The following is a 15335-nucleotide window of genomic DNA, read 5'->3' on the forward strand; positions in this document are numbered from 1 at the left end:
ACTAAGTTAATCCAGACAAAAATTATTCCTATAACACTCCACATTATTAGTAATAATATCTCCATATCACTGTTATTATATATAAAACTTATGGCATATAATGAATATATCATTGCAGGAACTGTGGTTGCAATAGCAGGTATATACTTCTTAAATATTATCCATTGGATGATATGTACTACTAAATGAACAAAAAACCTATTAATACACCAAGCCATAAATAGTACCAATTAAATATAATTGATCCTAATGTAATTAAGAATAAAATAATAAATTCTTCACTTACAGCTAATGCAAAAGCTTCTGTACTAAATTCATTATATACCTTAGAAATTTTAGAAAACTTTTTAAGCAATACCAATCTATTCCTCTGGATCCACCATTTCATAAATATAATTTCTTCAAAATCATGTAACATAAAAACAATTGGAAACAACCAAATAACACTAACAAATTCTATATTTATCATTCTCTTTCTCCCTTCTAATCTTTTTAATAATAATTTAGAGTTTTTTTCAAAAAGAAGTATACCATTATAGCAGATTGTATCTCCCTATCAATCACACTCTTAGTTATTTAATCACTGATTAAATTGTATTTCTATTTTACTCATCTGTAAATAATTAGTTTAATTTTTTTCATCTAAACTTTGATGATTAATTAAAAAAGAATCCTCTACAGATGAGAAATCTTAATAGGGTACAGTAATAACGTAAATATTTTAATAATGACTATAAATAAGGCTTACCCATATTGAGGTAAGCCATCTGATTCTTTATTCAAATTTGTCATTAAAAATATATTGGCTGTTGTTAATCTTCATGCTGTGTATGATTGGTTGTTGCTAGTATCAGGTATTTATCATACAGTAGCTGATTCAACAGCAAGAGTTGATACTTCCGTTGTATCAGGTTTAATCATTGGTATGCTGTATATACCTTTTGCATTAGTTGGTTTTTTCTTAATTAGAAAAGAATGGAGCAAAGTTATATCTCAGTCTACAACATAAAGTAAATATAATCGAATAAATGTTTTTTTACTTGTAATACCATTTATGATTATAACATACCTAAATAATTTATTTCCATAAATATCTACTTTGCTTAGATTTTTTAAACCAATGTCCTAATTGTTTGCTCTTCATCAATTCCTAATTTTATTAAGGATTTGATTTGTTTACTTGGTACTTTCCATTGTTTCCAAATGATTACTCTTATACGTACACGAAGTTTTTAGTCTAATTTGGTCATGAAATATTTCATTTTACTTATTCTAAAGTAGTTTATCCATCCAGTAATTAGTTGTTTTATCTTTAATAGTCGATAGTCTAGGGTTATACTCCAACACTATTTGTGTGTTGTTTTAGTTATCGTTAAACAATGCCTTACGTCCTCTTTGTTTATACGTACTTAGTAACATAGTAAAATTTAAATCCTCCAAAACTTCTTTAAGTGTATAAACAGAATCGTTCTCAGGTAATCCAATTTCATATAATTTAAATTTAAAAAACTGTTGTCTTTTTTCTGAAAATTAGTTATCATAGTTATATTTTAACAAATATAACGCAAAAAGAGCAACTCCTAGTAGTTGCCTTTTTTGTTTTTGAAGAGCTTTAGTTATTAAATTTACCGATAGCCCCTTTGTATGAAATCTCTATTATTTAGATTAACTCACAAAAAGTTATAATTGAACCATCGATAGTTGTAACATTACAGGTTCTGCCTCCCCATGGTTGCTCTTTTATTTCTGAAATTTTATTCCAACCATTTTCTTTCACAAATGAATAAAGTTTATCAATTCCAGTAATATTTGTGAATAGTATTACTCTTTTATCAGGCTCTCCATAGAACATATGAAATCCATTGAAATCTGCTATTTTCATATGCACTAGTTCTCCTGGAAAAGGCAATACACAACCATAAGTTCCAATCCCTTCATCATTTCTAGCTTCAACACCTGCATACCATCCTAAAACATCCTCAAACCACTTTGATGTTTTATCCATATCGTTAGTATAGTATACTGCACCATTATCTTGGACTGAATATCCTCTCTTGCTTAAATCTTTCATTCTACCTGACTCTCCTTCTAACATTGATTGAATAGAAATTTTTGCAAATGAGTCCAAAGAACACTGTCTCCGTCGTGCTGCCAAAGGTGTGACTCCATAAAACCTATAAAATGCACGAGTAAATCCTTCGGGTGTACTATAACCATATTTAAATGCAATGTCTATTATTTTCATGTCTGTAGATAATACATCTTCTCTTGAAAACGAAAGTCGTCTATTTCTAATATACTCACCCAGTGTATAGCCAATTATTAAAGAAAAAAGTTTTTGAAAGTGGAAACTTGACATATAAGCCTGCTTAGCTATGATACTGTATTCAAGTTTCTCACAAATGTTATCTTCAATATAGTCAACAGCTTTTTGGATGTTAATAATAGAATCCATTTGCATTCACCTCCTATTCACTTATATTGTAAGGTATTAAAACATAATCATCTTGATAGTTTTTGCTTGAATTTGTCATAAGGATAATATCAAAAATAAAAATATACCTTGAATCATTATTCTGGTTCATCAGGTTGTATACAACGGTGGTTTATGTATAAATGTACTATTAAATATATTAAAATTATATCATCCTTACAATGACAACATTATGTCAGCTATCACTTGATAATATATATTTTAAGGAATAACTGATTTGTATATAAATAATTATTAGTTGTTTTAAACTAAAAAACTGAAACCTTGGTTACTTATGGTATGGCTCTCCTTACTAATTATATTCACGGTTTATTCTTATCTTGTTTAACTGTTATTTGTAAGCATATCTACTTCTTTAAGAAGAAAAAGGTTATTGCAACTTCTTCTTCAAATATTCCTTTAGAATTAATGCTTAACAAAGTTTCCTTTAATTCATTTTCAAACGTATCAATATTTTCTCCTAGTAATCTTTTATTACAAAATGAAGTAGAGTATAAATAACCAATTAAGTTTTCAATATTCCACTCATAAATGAACTTATAATCTCCTTTTTTCATTAAATGAAACTTACTTTCTTGAATATACTCCTCATGTAATTTATTCTTTGTAGGATATTCTCCCTTTCCAGCTTTTCTTTTTTCTCCTAACCATTTCTTAATTATCTTCAGAGTTTCTTTTTGCCATAACTTCTTACCAGTCCAAACACTGCCACCTGCTAAAATAACCATACCTCCAGAAGGCTTCAAAATATCGTATGATTTGTTTAGAACTAATTCTCTATCCATCCAGTGAAATGCATTACCACATAATATTAAATCAAATTGTCCTAATTTTGAATCAATTTTTTCTGATTCCATTGTTATAAAACGAATATTATGAGCATTTTTCTCTAATCTAATTCTTCTCGCTTCATTTACCATTTCTTCATTTATATCGATACCAATTACCTGTTCAAAGCATTTATGTAATGGAATTGATAATTGACCTGTACCACATCCTAAATCTAAAAGATTCTCTTTACAGTCAATTTGATAAAACTTTAGTATCATATCTAACAAATGTTTTGGATATTCTATTCTAAATTTAGAATAGTATTCAGCTGTACCTGTAAATAATTCTTTATTTGAAAAACTCATAGCTTGACTCCTATCTAATTTTTATCATCTCTATCAATATGAACCGCACCTATTTATGGTACGGTTCACCATAACTAAATTAATACAATATATATTCTACATAATTATGGTATAACAGCCTAGTTACAATATGAAACTTCCCTAGTAGGATGGCTAGGGAAGTTTTGGACATTTTATCCTCTTGGGCTATTGGTGAACTATTTCACTATAACTAGGGAGTGGTATTGAAAATGATTTTATTTCTAAAATAATTATCAAGATTACATTTCAATTTAATAATCTTAATTTCAATTATAAATTGGAAATTGTTTTTCTATTAGTATTTAATTACGTATTAATTAGAAATAGTGGATTTTTATTATACTTATAATTTCATATTTATTCGTTCAAAGATTTTACGAAAGAACTAACGACATTCTTCCTATTATTTGAAGTTTCAAAATAAGGCAAGTCAAATTTTAAGCATTGTTCTTTTAACAATTTACTTACTTCCACAATTGAAATACAATTTTCCATGTTTTCTTTATCAGATAAATAATATGTGTAATCATTTGGTGTATCGTATGCTTTCAATATTTCATATCTTTCTTGAACTGTAACCTCTGATGTTATAAAGTAATAAATATCACAAATAGAACCATCTATATACTTAACGAAATCTTGTGGCAAAAGTTGATAAATATCAATTACCATTCCATAATCAAGCTCATCATATTCACCACTGTCCATCATTGCACAGATAAACGGTGCCATTCTTGCACTTATATTAACAAGGTTATCACATGGTTGGATATCAGCATCCGAATCAATTCCTGTTTCAGGAAAGGTTTTTTCAATTCCAGCAATAATTGAATCCATGCTAATATGTTGATACCCGAATTTTTTTGAAATCATCTGTGAAATTGTACTTTTACCAGCGCGCGGTACACCTGCAATAATTATATGCTTTTTCATGTTACCTCCTAAAAAAATATAGATTTTTTTATCTAAAATTCCGATTTACCTTATACTTGATTTCTTTCAATTATAACATATTTTGAATAAACCACTGCTTAACTTATTATATTATATTTTATTACTTATAAAAAAGCCTTAACCAAGTAAAAATCAATGGCTAAGGCTATAAAACTCACTTACTTGTAATACGGTTCACCGTACTTCACTAAACTGCGGTTTTTATGGATAGCTTTATTCATATTCTTGATTTAAGAATTCTGATTTATATAGCTTCATTAAGTATTCCTCTGTTCCATAAGATGTATTTATTGTCTTATAGTATTTAAATCCTACCTTCTCATATGCCTTAATTGCAACAATATTACTAGGTTCTGGACCTATTATACAACATTCTGAATCATTTAAATCAAATGCATGATTAGATAAAAACTCCTTCAATATTTTAGATCCTATACCTTTATGGATATACTCCTCTTCACCTATAAATAAGTCCATAGCAAATGACTTTTCTTTTGCATCAACATAAATACAATAATCTGGAAAATCATCAATCAGATATGTTTGAATATAGCCAACTCTCTTATCATTACATTTTATTATGAATGGATGTATTGGCTCTTCACCTGTAATTTTGGGAATGAAATCGCTATATACTTGTTCTAGAGTCATACCATCTTTCTCATACCACTCAATAACAAAATCAGTGTTTAGCCATCTATGTAAAAAATGTAACTCTTCCTCTTTCAATCGCTCAAAAGTTATTATATGTTTCATCATTCTCAAACCTTTCAGTATATATTTTATCTATGAATTCAAAACGGTAAAGTTATTATCTAAAATTGCACTTGTTTATGGTACGGTTCACCGTAACTATTTAACACTAATAATGAATATTGCTTATTAATAAACCAGTTATCTTTTAATGACAAGCTTCTTTAACCTCAATCTTTAAAAATTAATTTGTGAATACTTCTATATCTTTCATCAATTAATATCCTAAATTATTTAACGAATTAATTTAGACTTGATTTTAACTTTTTTTATACCTTGATAATTATTTTGTGTATCTTTAAGTACCTTTTTCAAGGTGTTGAAACATATTTTAAGCCAATTGAAGCTTCTGGATTTGTTATAGGAGAGAATAATTGATCAGCTAATCCTTTTATTTTGATGTCTTCAGCAAGGATGTCTCTAATATAAACACCTGTATCTGTATCACTACTACTTCTAACACTATCCAACTGATCCCAATAATAAACATAACTTATTATCGCTACTGTATATGTTTCTGAATAATTTAGTACAACATCATCAGCCAAAGTATAGTAAACGGATGAACTATTGAGCAATTCTTCAATTTGGGTGTATGTTCCCTCAATTAACCAAATTGTGTTATCAAAAGGACTAACTTCATACATTTGATTCAGAGTTACATTTTCACCTGCTGTGATTCCACCAGTTGAACGGATACCTCCTTTATTGCTAATAGCAATATCTGCTCCTGTAGCCTCTAACATTACATTTCCAGTCCAATCAAATAATTGACTTTTACTGGTTATTGTTTCACCGGATATTGCCAATACCTCATTACCTAATTCCTCACTGTAGTCATCAATGATTTCCTCAACCATTGAGTCATATTTAGTTCCTGCTAAGGAAACGTCTATTATATCTTCTGTATATTCAGTTACATCCATTGAACTTAAATCGATTGTTAAAGTGATTTTACCAAAATAGTTACCGGAACTTCCTGCTTGAATATATGGCATTTCCAATCCATTATCCCTGCTTATCGCTCCCATTTGATAAGAATGTGTATGTCCGTTAATCACAGCATCCACTAAATAGTCTCCATTTTCATCTTTTAAATATGCTAAAGCAGTATCATTAGACTTGCCGCCATGAATATTGACGACAATAACATCAACACTCGATTGTTTTAAAGCACCCGCTATTTCTCTTACAGAATCGGCAATATCCAAATCAAAATAGTAATCATCTACCTTATCATAGGCAATTGAAGAATAGACATTTCCAACATAACTGATGATGCCTACCTCAACGCCTTCTCTTTCGACTACAACAGAATCTAAAACATTTCCTCCAGATACTGTCAATAAAGAATCGTCAGATGTTAAATAAATATTGGCATTCAGTAGCGGAAAGTATGCTTCTCCATTTGATTCGTCTTTATCAAAATAATCCAATATTGTGCCAATTTCCCAATCGAACTCATGATTGCCGATACCCATCGCATCGAATCCCATCTCATTCATACATTCCAAAACTGCTAAACCATTTGTCATATTAGAAATAGAAGTTCCTTGAAACATATCACCATTCGCAATTAAAACAACATCATCCAAACTATTTGTATTTCTTATTTCATTAATCAAATATGACATATTAGACAATCCATCGGTTCCGTCCTCCTCTTGTTCTATATAGCCGTGAAGGTCATTGACCGTTAATATTGTCAAAGGAAAAGAGTCATTAATCACAGTCTCCTCATTCACATCAGTAACTAATAGGTTCCAGTATTGTGTATTGCTGCCACTGACATTAAGCATATATCCTTCGACTGTAATCGTATCTCCTGACATTTCACTTAGACTTAGGCTTGTGTCATTCGTATATAACGATACTACAACACCCGTTCCTGGGATGAATAAATTCTGATAATCTCCACTGATTGTCAATGTTCCTGTTAGCCTAATATAGTCTCCAACTGAAAAAGCCTTTCCATATGTTGTTACTTCGTTGCCACTTAGCTCAGTGGCTTCAAATGTATAACCTTCCTCTGTAGATATTTTTGAAATTGTTGAACCGGTGCCATATTGAACCACTCCACTATCCTCAGAGGTCACTCCGGTTACCTCCACATAATCATTTACTGAAACCATTGGCATACTGTTTAAAAAAACATAAATAAAATCATTTCCGTCGTATATCAATACTCCTTTTGTGGTCGTACCAACGACTGTTGCTCTTGTGGTATATATATCTCCTACCATTCCACTCTTAATCTCAGTAATGGTATTTAATGTGGTTGTATCAGTGGTGGTAGTTTCTGTTTCCGTTGTAGAGGTTATAGTTGTTGTAGTTAAATTAATATTTAAATTTTCACAACCCAACAACAATATACTAACTAATAATAACAAATTCAGTATTAAAAACTTTTTCTTCATTTACTTCTCCTCCATAAAATTTATAAATATTGGTCCAGTTTCTTTCTAGTTTCCATTGTAACACTTTCCTGTTCTTAGAATCAATTATTATTGTAACAGGAACATCATTAACCAGTGAAACATCACTCATTGCATCAAAAATTTCTGTTTCAACTTCAATGTATACTTACCTTATTGCGATTATAAATCATATCATATTATTTGTAACATATAAATCCTATGCTGTAGTTCTAGTTAGGAGTGCATGTATATGACTCCCAAAAAATCTCAATATTGCTAGAAATTAAGCAAAATTATAATATTTATTAATCTTTTATTTAAGGCTATCAATAGTGAAACAGAGTACCAAAGTATATGCTAATCAGAGTCTCAACAGTATATTCATCAGTATATGCTATCCATAAATCATTACCTTTTCTTAAATCTCTCTTAATATTAATCAATGATAAATCCAGTTCCTCATCAAAATTACCAGTTTCATCTTTAATGTTTTCACTTCTTATCTTCTCATTAAAATGATCATATAATTTTTTAGTATAATCTGGTTTTGATGCAGTTGAAAAACCTGGTCAATTACCTTTGCAGGTGTCAGAAAAATGAGTGAAGTATGTTTCTTTTGGGGACAAGAATGCAACCAAATTTATAATATATAAATTATAAGTAATATATTTTTCATTCATTATTTGATTCTTTTGAGTAAACAATGATTCCTTCCTTAATAACATACCTGACTTCTTTCACATTCAATATATCATCCAGTGGATTTCCATCTAATACAACAATATCACCATACTTGCCTATTTCAATACTTCCTATTTTATTTTCTAAACCTAGAAGTTCAGCAGGTGTAAGTGTTGCAGTTTTAATTGCATTAAATTCACTCATACCATTTCTAACAAAGAGCTCTAGTTCTTTATATAATTGACCATGTGGAACATAACAGCTTCCACTAACACCAGCATCTACAGCTGCAACAATCTTAATTCCTTTAGTTAATGCATTTTTAAAGTTCTTTGGAAAATATTCATTATTAAGTTTTTCAATTTCTTTACACATGATAGAATAAAATTTATCATCTTTTTTTATACCATCTCTAATTTTTCCTAATGTTTTTTCACCTAATGTGTAAAATGGTTCTGGTACATTTTTCATCACCGTTTTATATTCATTAGAATTTTTAAGTAAATTAATATAATTATAAGAACAGAATCCTGTAGGCACCCAATATGTTCCTTTATTTTTCATTATGTCAAAAGTCTCATCATCGATTATACCAAAAGGCGTGTGCTCTATACTGTCAACTCCAAATTCTGTAGCAATTTTAAAATCTTTAGGATAACAAACATTATGAGCGGCTACCTTAAGTCCTCTATTGTGAGCTTCATTGATAATAGTCGATAAGACTTCAGTTTTCATACTAGCTTCAATTATTTTTTCCTTTAATCCCCTTTTCAATAATTCATGTTTAAGAGATTCATCATTTTCGATAAAAGGAATAAACTTTCCTGTTGTTACTGTTTTTATAAAATCTACACCTCTTCTATCTAATTCCTTAACAGCTTTTTTAGCTTTTTCTTTAGAATCTACATCAATTGATAAACTTGTTACCAGAAATAGTTTCTTAAATAAAAAACGCAATACCGCATTAAATGGAAAAAACATTTTCGTACTAAAATATCCATATGGTGGTGATAGTGCTGGACCTGAAGTAACAATTCTTGGTCCCTTTAATTTGTTTGCGTTTATTTTATCTCTAAATTTTAATACTGTATATCCCTTACCACCAGGCATATTTCTAACTGTAGTCACACCTGAATTTAAGGTTAGTAATGAGTTTCTCTTTAATTTCTTAAATACACTTTCAGCATACGGTTTTAAATAATCATCTACACCTGACTGCAAAAGATGAGCATGTGCATCTATTAATCCTGGTATTACCGTTTTACCAGTCAGTATTAAAACTTTAGCTTCTTTTGGAGTTGTTAAATCACCATATTTACCAATTTCAGTGATGATGCCTTCCCTTACGATTAATGACATATTTTTTAGTAATTCATTTCTTTTCATATCAACTAAGTTAACATTCTCTAACACTAAAATATTATCATTTTTAAACATATTATTCCCCTCTTTCCTTTATAATCTTAATCAATTTTCTATTGTACTACATTACTTAAAGGTGTTATAACATTCACCTTTCTTACCTCCTTGATAATTTCATATGTTAAATCATTATTAAGTGCTTTATTATTTACTCCTCTACTGATAATATAGATTTTCTTCTCAAATAGTTGTGTATATCGGGTTTTGTTCTTATTTCATTTTTATCTAATCCATTTTCAATAGATTTAATAACCGTCATCTAGTATAAATTCTATAACATTTAATCGCCAATACTTATCATCCTTTTAAAATTACGTTAATATCTTTATTTGAATTAATATCACCTCACATTCTTAATAAACCATATTTTAAAAATACTATTTATGAAATAAATATTTTGAATCTAGATTTTATAAATATTTTTATACATTATGATTATTTCGCCTAATAACCTCTAATTTTAAATTCGATTCGAATCATTTATTATCCAAAAAGATCTATCTTAATAAATTATTTCTCATTTATTATTTGAATTATTATATTATAACTTAAAACCTTTAATTTTTTCTAATAATTGACTTATAACATATTCAATTTGCTCTTCTTAATAACCCGTCATCGAAAATTGTATTCCATTCTCACTTATTACAGTACATTCATAAAATCCATAACTTATTTCATAAATGATAAATTTTCATCCTTTTAAATTGAGAAATTTAATTTCATTCAAAGACATATTTATTTCCTCCTATTAAGGTGAATCTTTTTCATGATTAGGTAACTTCTTTGAAGATTTCAAAAACATAAAATCTTTAAATATATTTATTTCCTCTAAAAAATTTATATTCTGAAAAAAAATTTTTTGATGTCAACTACTATACAATTACCATATTTAAATGTATTACATATCATATTATTAGGACTATGAAAGGGAGGAAGAAGAAGAATGAATAATAATTATAATTCATATCATAGCCCTTATTATGTTAATACATCAATCTATAACACAAATAATATGTATAACGGATATAGAACCTATCCATATCCTTACTGGGTTAATACTCCAATGTATAACTCAAACTTTTGGAGACAATTTATTGAATTAAAAGATTATGGACCAAATCCATTTGTAGTTAATATTGAAGAAGCTACAAAACAAAACAATAATTTCCGTACTACTTTATGGACAGGGGATCATTTACAACTTACTTTAATGAACATCAACCCTGGAGAAGAAATAGGGTTAGAAATTCATCCTAATCTCGATCAATTTATACGTATTGAAGAGGGTCAAGGACTCATAAAAATGGGTGATAGAAAAGATAGATTAAATTTCCAACAAAATGTATATGATGATTTTGCTTTAATTATACCTGCTGGAAAATGGCATAATTTAATTAATACTGGTAATAAACCTCTTAAACTATATTCTATTTATGCTCCAGTACAACATCCATATGATACAGTTCACAAAACAAAAGCAGATGCAGAAGCAGCAGAACATTAAGAAGAATTAATTCAATTATTTTACAGGCTACCAGTAAAACTTAGAAAGATCTAATCTAAAAAGTAAAAATAGGATCATACTGAAATTATATTTAAAAAATCTTGATAAATTCCACTCAGCGTTTCTAAAATCCTCTTATACTAATTGGATCAATAATAACATTTTTCTGCAACTTAACGAACTATAAATGAATTATTATATAGTAAATAACCATTGTTTCATTTAAATATATGCAAATAAATTTTAATAGGACCTTGGATATATCTCTAAGGTCCATAATTTATTTTTGAATAAAAGTACTATTAAAATCAATAGTATTAATATTTGATTTAGATATTCTTTTCCTTACAGATATACCATTTATTTTATAATATAAGATTAACGTATAGATTTGATTATGACCTAGATAAACACATGTAACTTTTAAGTCTTTCGATATTAACAATTTTAATTAACTTTTCCTAAACTCTTAATCTAGGGAATTTTTCATCTCATTATACCTTTTATTTAGTGCAGTATTTCTAAGTTTTATTATATATAATACTTAAATATTAACATATAAGTGTTATAATGTTAATATATATCTAGTAAATTTATAAAAAGGGAGGGATATCTAATAAAAAAATCATTAAGCTTTTTCTAATATTTATGATTTTGTTTGTAGTCACATTTTTATCTGCATGAGAACCTGATGGACTTTTTGACAATTGCAACGTCTTAAGAAAAATTGATTCATGCGGTAAAAATGGTGGAACCAAATATGGGGATGATTAAATTTTATTTGACATAATAGTAGACTTTGTATAGAATTTGACTTTATTATGGCAATAATATTTTCTTAATTTGAAAAAGCTAGAATTTGGACTTGTGTAATATCAATATAAGTTGAAAAATTATTGGGATTATAAGAAATAATTCTATTTAGTTTTTATGGAGAACTTTTTTTATAGTAATGTTAGTATAGAAGCATGGATATGATGATAGTATTATTATGTATACCAGAGTTTTATAAATTAAATTAATAATAAGGAGGTAAGAACTATTAAACTATTTAAAAATCTAGTAGTTGTATTTTTAATAATTATGGTAGGCATTATTGTTAATGGATGTACATCTACTTATAACGTGGTTTATCATGGTAATAATAATACAGGGGGGGATCCTGTTGTAGATAATACTGACTATATGGATGGTGAAACAGTAATCATCATGGATAATGATGGAAATTTAGAGAAAACTGGATTTGTATTTTCGGGATGGAATTCACAAGCTGATGGTCAAGGAACAGATTATCCTGTAGGAAGTACTTTTACCATTCACTCTAATACTGTCTTATATGCTAAATGGATTGAAGAAGATCAACAAATATCACGATATGCATCTTTAAAACAAATTAATGTAAAACCTGTCATATTAGAAATATATTCATCAAATCCATCCTATGATGTTGGTTATTGGCAAGATGTAAAGCTTGATGTATTGTCATTAACTTTTGGTGAAATAGGTTTTGAGGCACCTGCCTATGTTTTTGATGATTATTATGATTTAGAACAAGGTACTTATTATACAATTGATGATGTAGAATATGTAAACCTTCCTGTAGGTGAATACACTGAATTTGATATTGACAGTGATGCAAATTACTTTAAAAAAATGATATCAACCACAAATACATTGTCATTTAAGTCTTGTGTTTCCATTCATAACTTTGCTAAACCAACCTATGATGACCCTATTATACAAAGCCCATTTGCACGAACAGGTGGGTCAATACTAGAAGTTATTTCTCATGAAGATATAGATGTACCAATGGATATTACTACATTAACAGTTGAATCCACAGGCTTAACGCTTTCTGCCGCAGGTTTTGCAGAATTCGATATTCAGTTTATTTTTGACATTACAATAGGTGAAATACCTGATGAAGAGCTATACACAGTAACATATGATGGGAACGGTACAAATGAAAATGTACCTACTGATAATACGAATTATTATGGTGGAGCAACTGTAACAATAGAAGATCAAGGGAATATGATTTATGAAGATTATGTATTTAATGGTTGGAACACTGAACCTGATGGAAGTGGTACGGCTTATAATTCATTTGACCAATTTATGATTACTGAAGATACTATTTTTTATGCTCAATGGACAATGGTTACAGCACAAATATTTGCTAAAACTTTAAAACACGCAGAGATTAGTGGTAGCAATTATGATTCCAATAATGTTACATATTTAAGTGAAAATTTAGAATATGGGATGATGCAATATCTTTATGTCAATTATGATGAACATCCTACCCTTTCGATTTCTGAAATTGTAAATGTAGTCATAGACCCTAGTGACACAGAAGCAATCATAATTTATAAAATGAATAACAATGAAATAGGTTATGAAGAAGTCTTTAATGTACCTAATACAACAAGTAATCAAGTTGCCATTTCCGTTGAAGTAATGGTTAATGATCAACTTATCACTGCATGCATGATTTATATTAGAATGTTACCATAGTAAATATTATTAAATTTAGTATAATTAAAACGGATATAATTTCTATTATCTCAGACTGTTGACAAATTGCCTTTTTGTCGACAGTCTTTTTTAGTGGGAAATCTCCTGATAATTCACTTGAGCATGTTGCTCATAAATTAATATAAGTTACTTTCAACAAGTACATTGTTAATATCTTAATATACATAGCTTTCGATTTTTTTCCATATTTCATATTTTTTATTGATAAATCCATAGAGAATTTTTTAGTTTTTAAACTCTTATCTTTTTTAATTCGTCCTATAATTATTATCCTTTAAAAATTCCTGTTTCAACTTTAATACTTTCTTTTCTAAGTTTCTCAATAAAATCATCATCAAGACCTTTTGCATGTTCAAATTTTGCAGATTCAATAAAGTTTGGACGGTTCCATATTGAATTTCTATTAAAATTTATCAATTATATTTAAAATACATTTATTAAAAAGAAAAAATTTGATATAATATTTTTAATGTTTTTTATAAAATAATGTGGGAGGGTTTATGAAAAAATCACTGAAGAATTATGCTGAAAAAAAAGGATGGACCATTAACAAATCAATTGCTTATGGAGAAGAACGTGGATATTTATTCACTGTAATTCAAAGACAAAGATTTAAAAAATTTATTGTTCCACTAACACATATTACAGATGTAGAGCAAGAAAGTGTAAAAAACTTTTTGAATGATCAAAAAACTGAATTAAAATTACATGAATTTGGTTTTAATAATAGTGTTTTATTTATCAACGTAAAAGAAGTATTTAGTTTAATGACAGAAGATGAAATTAATTCATTATTATCAAACTTGACTAACTTTCTCATAACTAACAACATTGGAACTCAAAAATATTGTGTGTTTTGTGGATTAGAAAATCCTGATGATCAATGTTCATTAAAAAAAATTCAATTCCATACACATAATTATTGCTACGAATATTACTTAAGAAGTAAAAAGAAAAAGAAAAAAGATTTTGCAAGAAGAAATTATTTCTTAGGAACCATAGGCGCTTTATTAGGTGGGTTAATTGGAACTATTCCTTGGTTTATTGTAAGTTATTTTGGCTTTTATGCATCTTTTCTTGGATATTTAATCGGTATTGCTTCATTAAAAGGTTACAAAACATTAGGTGGAAAATATGGTTTTAAAACCCGTTGGATTATTCTAGTTTGTGTTTTATTCAGTGTTGTTTTTGCTGAATTGATGTCATACTTAATTTTATTAGCACCTGATTTTTCATTACTAAATTTATATAATATCATTCTTAATAATTTATTCAATTTTTTACTTAATATAGGTTTAGGCTTTCTATTTGCATTTTTAGGAATATATCGTTTATTTAAAGATTTAGGTGAAATTTAATACTCTTTTAAAAAAGTCATGTAAATAAATTTACCCTAAAATACATTTAGAGCT

12 protein-coding genes and 1 pseudogene are annotated in these 15335 nt (G+C 28.2%); 4 read left to right on the top strand and 9 right to left on the bottom strand.

All coding sequences use genetic code 11. The features are described from left to right. Positions 1-181 precede the first annotated feature (181 nt). Entirely contained in the window at positions 182-469 is a 288-nt protein-coding gene (locus tag KHQ81_08195) for an HXXEE domain-containing protein (GenBank protein ID QVK16885.1), read from the bottom strand. A gap of 333 nt (positions 470-802) precedes the next feature. Between KHQ81_08195 and KHQ81_08200 the strand changes: the two genes are divergently transcribed. Further along, positions 803-1009: a hypothetical protein gene (locus tag KHQ81_08200; GenBank protein QVK16886.1), complete on the top strand. Its 207-nt coding sequence runs from the start codon at positions 803-805 to the stop codon at positions 1007-1009. A gap of 103 nt (positions 1010-1112) precedes the next feature. Here the strand turns inward: KHQ81_08200 and KHQ81_08205 are convergent. The 7 genes and pseudogenes from KHQ81_08205 to KHQ81_08235 form a co-directional block, all read right to left on the bottom strand. Continuing rightward, positions 1113-1337, bottom strand: a pseudogene (locus tag KHQ81_08205) (hypothetical protein). 323 nt (positions 1338-1660) lie between these two features. Then, positions 1661-2455 (bottom strand): helix-turn-helix domain-containing protein, encoded by a 795-nt coding sequence (locus tag KHQ81_08210; protein ID QVK16887.1) that lies wholly within the window; start codon positions 2453-2455, stop codon positions 1661-1663. Positions 2456-2841: 386 nt separating this feature from the next. Continuing rightward, the gene (locus KHQ81_08215; protein ID QVK16888.1) at positions 2842-3630 is read right to left on the bottom strand and encodes a class I SAM-dependent methyltransferase; all 789 of its coding nucleotides are present in this window, start codon (positions 3628-3630) and stop codon (positions 2842-2844) included. Between the two features lie 378 nt (positions 3631-4008). Beyond that, complete coding sequence (locus KHQ81_08220; protein ID QVK16889.1) at positions 4009-4584, bottom strand: hypothetical protein; 576 nt, start codon at positions 4582-4584, stop codon at positions 4009-4011. Positions 4585-4818: 234 nt separating this feature from the next. Further along, positions 4819-5361 (bottom strand): GNAT family N-acetyltransferase, encoded by a 543-nt coding sequence (locus KHQ81_08225; protein ID QVK16890.1) that lies wholly within the window; start codon positions 5359-5361, stop codon positions 4819-4821. Positions 5362-5669: 308 nt separating this feature from the next. Continuing rightward, a complete protein-coding gene (locus tag KHQ81_08230; GenBank protein ID QVK16891.1) occupies positions 5670-7775 on the bottom strand; it encodes a 5'-nucleotidase C-terminal domain-containing protein in 2106 nt (701 codons plus the stop codon). Between the two features lie 672 nt (positions 7776-8447). Continuing rightward, positions 8448-9893 (bottom strand): amidohydrolase family protein, encoded by a 1446-nt coding sequence (locus KHQ81_08235; GenBank protein QVK16892.1) that lies wholly within the window; start codon positions 9891-9893, stop codon positions 8448-8450. Between the two features lie 931 nt (positions 9894-10824). On the opposite strand from KHQ81_08235, the gene KHQ81_08240 reads away from it, so the two are divergent. Both KHQ81_08240 and KHQ81_08245 read left to right on the top strand, forming a co-directional pair. Beyond that, positions 10825-11385 (top strand): cupin domain-containing protein, encoded by a 561-nt coding sequence (locus KHQ81_08240; protein QVK16893.1) that lies wholly within the window; start codon positions 10825-10827, stop codon positions 11383-11385. Between the two features lie 1083 nt (positions 11386-12468). Beyond that, positions 12469-13902 carry an InlB B-repeat-containing protein gene (locus KHQ81_08245; protein ID QVK16894.1) on the top strand — a complete coding sequence of 478 codons (1434 nt, stop codon included), beginning with the start codon at positions 12469-12471 and terminating at the stop codon, positions 13900-13902. Positions 13903-14190: 288 nt separating this feature from the next. Here KHQ81_08245 and KHQ81_08250 read toward each other — a convergent pair whose 3' ends face one another. Then, complete coding sequence (locus tag KHQ81_08250; protein QVK16895.1) at positions 14191-14340, bottom strand: hypothetical protein; 150 nt, start codon at positions 14338-14340, stop codon at positions 14191-14193. Positions 14341-14423: 83 nt separating this feature from the next. Here KHQ81_08250 and KHQ81_08255 point away from each other — a divergent pair, with 83 nt between their 5' ends. After that, a complete protein-coding gene (locus KHQ81_08255) occupies positions 14424-15281 on the top strand; it encodes a hypothetical protein (GenBank protein QVK16896.1) in 858 nt (285 codons plus the stop codon). Positions 15282-15335 lie beyond the last annotated feature (54 nt).

This window comes from Mycoplasmatota bacterium (genome assembly GCA_018394295.1).
Taxonomy (GTDB): domain Bacteria; phylum Bacillota_I; class Bacilli_A; order Haloplasmatales; family Haloplasmataceae; genus JAENYC01.